This window comes from uncultured Aquabacterium sp. (assembly GCF_913773725.1).
In the GTDB taxonomy this organism is placed as follows: Bacteria; Pseudomonadota; Gammaproteobacteria; order Burkholderiales; family Burkholderiaceae_C; genus Aquabacterium.
On the sequence record NZ_CAJYGK010000018.1, the window covers coordinates 1 to 3,006 of the forward strand.

At 64.1% G+C, this 3,006-nt stretch carries 1 protein-coding gene and 1 pseudogene; both read right to left on the bottom strand.

The features are described 5' to 3' along the window. Nucleotides 1-116: 116 nt before the first annotated feature. Nucleotides 117-2,042 carry a hypothetical protein gene (locus tag QZ709_RS02215; RefSeq protein WP_294635736.1) on the bottom strand — a complete coding sequence of 642 codons (1,926 nt, stop codon included), beginning with the start codon at nucleotides 2,040-2,042 and terminating at the stop codon, nucleotides 117-119. 8 nt (nucleotides 2,043-2,050) lie between these two features. Next, a pseudogene (locus QZ709_RS02220) lies at nucleotides 2,051-3,006 on the bottom strand (hypothetical protein); the annotation flags it as partial.

Sequence of the window (3,006 nt, forward strand, 5' to 3'; positions counted from 1 at the left end):
AGCGCAATCATCGAGCCCACGGTGCCGCTCAGTGCGGGGGCGCCGCTCATGGTGCTCAGGAAGTGCTTGACGGAGGTATCAACAGGGGATGCCATGTATGTGCTCTCTATGGATTTTTAAAACGAAGCCTCGGGCGCGCGGCCCACGTCACCGCGCTGCACGATCCAACAGCGGTCATCAATGCCTGCCGGGCTCGACGGCTGTGTGCAGCGGACCATGTCGATCGCAGCCTCGGCGCCGATCGTGTCGATGAACACCACGTTGCCCGCGACCCAGCCGGCGCCCCAGCCCTCGGCACGCACACGCATGTAGGGCGCACCGGCCGCGCTGTTCATGGGCGCGAAGTCCACGTTGAGGCTGCCACTGGCGATCTGGCCCAGGTGCTGGCCAATCAAGTCGAACGTGCTGCCGTCTTGCCGGATGCGCAGCGCCCATCGCTCGGTGATGGCGCCGAGGTTGGAGACCTCGATAGGAAAATCGTTGTGCCGGTAGGTAGCCGTGGCCTCGCCCTTGGACGGGTCCAGGCCGTCATACCAGGTCGTGCCGTTCCAAGACGCCTGGTCGTACACGCGCGAGACGCGGGCGAAGCGGTCACCGAAGCGCAGGGCGGTCGAGAACACGGCCCCAGCAGGAAAGGCATAGCCCACGGGCTGCGTGAGCTTGACCTTGCCGTCGATGCGAACCTCTGCGATCTGCCGGTAGACCTCGGTGCGGCCGATGACTTTGATGGAGGCGGGGTAGCCAGCCAGGTCGGTGAATTTGACGGTGCCGGCGTCCAGGTCGGCGGTGTAGCCGGTGAGGATCTCTGCGCCCGTGGCCGCGTCCAGCACCTGGACGAACGACAAACGCTGATGGCCCAGGTTGAATGTCTGGCCCACTTCGGGCACAAACTGGACGCCGCCATGCGTGATGCCGATGACACACGTGTCGCCCGGCCGGGCAAACGCGACGCGGCCGTCCGATGGCAGCGCTGCAGGGTCGATGCCGATCAGCGTCACGTCGACCGGCAGATAGATATAGCTCACCGCGCTGTAGCGCAGCGTGGTCGGATCGACTGGCCAGGGCCGCCAGATCCTGCCAGGCTGCACAGCACCGACATCGGTCGCGCTGTACCACCACTCGGCCTTGTCCTCTGCCGTCAGCCCGGAGTCGAGCACGAAGTCGCCGAACATCAGCTGCACGCCGCCCCGGCTGAAATCAACGCGGCCCCACATGTGCGAGCCCGTGATGTTGCCCTGCGCATCGACATTGGCCGTCAACGTGTTGCCACGCGTGTCGACCACGGTCAGCACGAAGCCACCTGCGCCGGCCCGCAACGGCGCGGCGTCGGTGTTGAAGAACACGCTCGCCGTGGACCATTGCCCGGCTTGCGTCCACAGGCTCTGCAGCTGAAAGTCCGTTGCTCCAGACCCGCCTACGACATAGTCATACATGCCAACGATGCCGGCCTCGTAGTCGATCTTGCCGCTGGCAATGCCCGGGTCCGTGTCCGTGCGGCCGCGATAGATCACGCCCTCGCTGTCGACATAGGTCTGCCCCATCCACCGGAACTGCACGCTGCCCTCGACGATGCGCTGGGACGTGTACGGGCACAGGTCCATCGTGACTTCGGCGGGCTTGTAGGTCTCGCTGTGGCTGCGCGGCACGCCGGCCCCGACGCGGTACCGGGCGACGATGCTGGAACCTCCGAGCATCTCTTCGCCCACACTGGCCGTGCCGTAGCTGCCTCCCTTTTTTCCGTTGTCCTGCCAAACACCAGTCCCATCTCCAGTCGCCACGGAAAACTGCTTTGAGTCCTCGTAGTCGCTGCGATATGCCTCAGTTCGGCGGTCGAACTCGATCATCTTGAGCGAGACCTGTTTGCCGGCGTAGTCGACAGTGCCGAGTCCTGCCGCAAAGTGGCCGTTGCCATCATCGGTCACAGTTTTAATCGAAACTAAACGATTGTCGGCAGTCGTGCCGCTCTGCTCGGACAGTGATGCACCGCTGATATTGCTTGTTGTCGTGATTGACACGACTTGGGAAACCATGTCGTAGGGCATAGGGGTCCTTATATGTATGCGGCACGGAGCACGACGTTTTGTCCCGGCGATGCCGGCTCGCGCCATACAGGCGACCACTGCACGATGTGATTGACATTGGTTGTCTTCACCGAAGTGGTCGTTGTCAGATTGCCGCCGGCGGTCTGGCTGACTGCACGAGCAACGCACCACTCAATTTGCAGCGTGCCAGCTGCGGGCTGCTGCGCAAGAGTGAATGCCGCGAAGCCTGCCGCGTCCGGGCCTGTGTTGATGAACTCAGTCACCAGGGTTTCCCACTTGCAGTCGACCTGCAGTTCTGCGCCCGGGTCGGGCATATACGTCGGACGTAGCAGCACGGTGCGGCTGTGGTAATCCACGATGCCAGTGCCATCGCCCGCGAGCTTGCCCGTGCCGGCCTCAGTGACCGTGCGCACCACGCCGGCGCTGGTGTACTTGACGACCAGAGTGCCGGGCACGATGCGGTCGTACTTGGTGGCCTCGTCCTGGCCGCCCACGACCCAGCAGTACTCTGGAGGGCGGATGGCCGCGCCCTGGTTTGCCCTGTTCGTATACGACACACGGGCACCATGCGTGAGTGCGATCGAGCTGCCGATGTCGGGGATGGATTTGAGCGTGGCGCTGATGCTGCCGGTCAGGTAGTTGACCGCGCCACCGCCCGCGCCCACAAGCTTGCCGGCACCGTCATCGGTCAACGTGTACCTCTGCCCCAGCGCCCAATAGTCGATGAAGATCGTGCCGGGCTCGGGCAGCGGCGTGCACTGCCACACGAAAGTGAGGCCCGCGTTCTCTTCCTGGATTTTGTAGCGTTGGGTATGAGGTGTGATGCCGACCTCTACGCGGCGCGGCGCCTCGGCGAGCAAGATCGTGCGGCGCGCGGCCGGCATCTGGTCGACCGATGCAACTTCCGAGCGGCTGTTGGGCACGACCTGGGTGTAGATGCTGGCGAGCTGGAGCCAAGCGTCAT

Bases quoted from the DNA above. Each gene is read 5' to 3' on its own strand.
- QZ709_RS02215 (WP_294635736.1), bottom strand. From the start codon at position 2,042: ATGCCCTACGACATGGTTTCCCAAGTCGTGTCAATCACGACAACAAGC.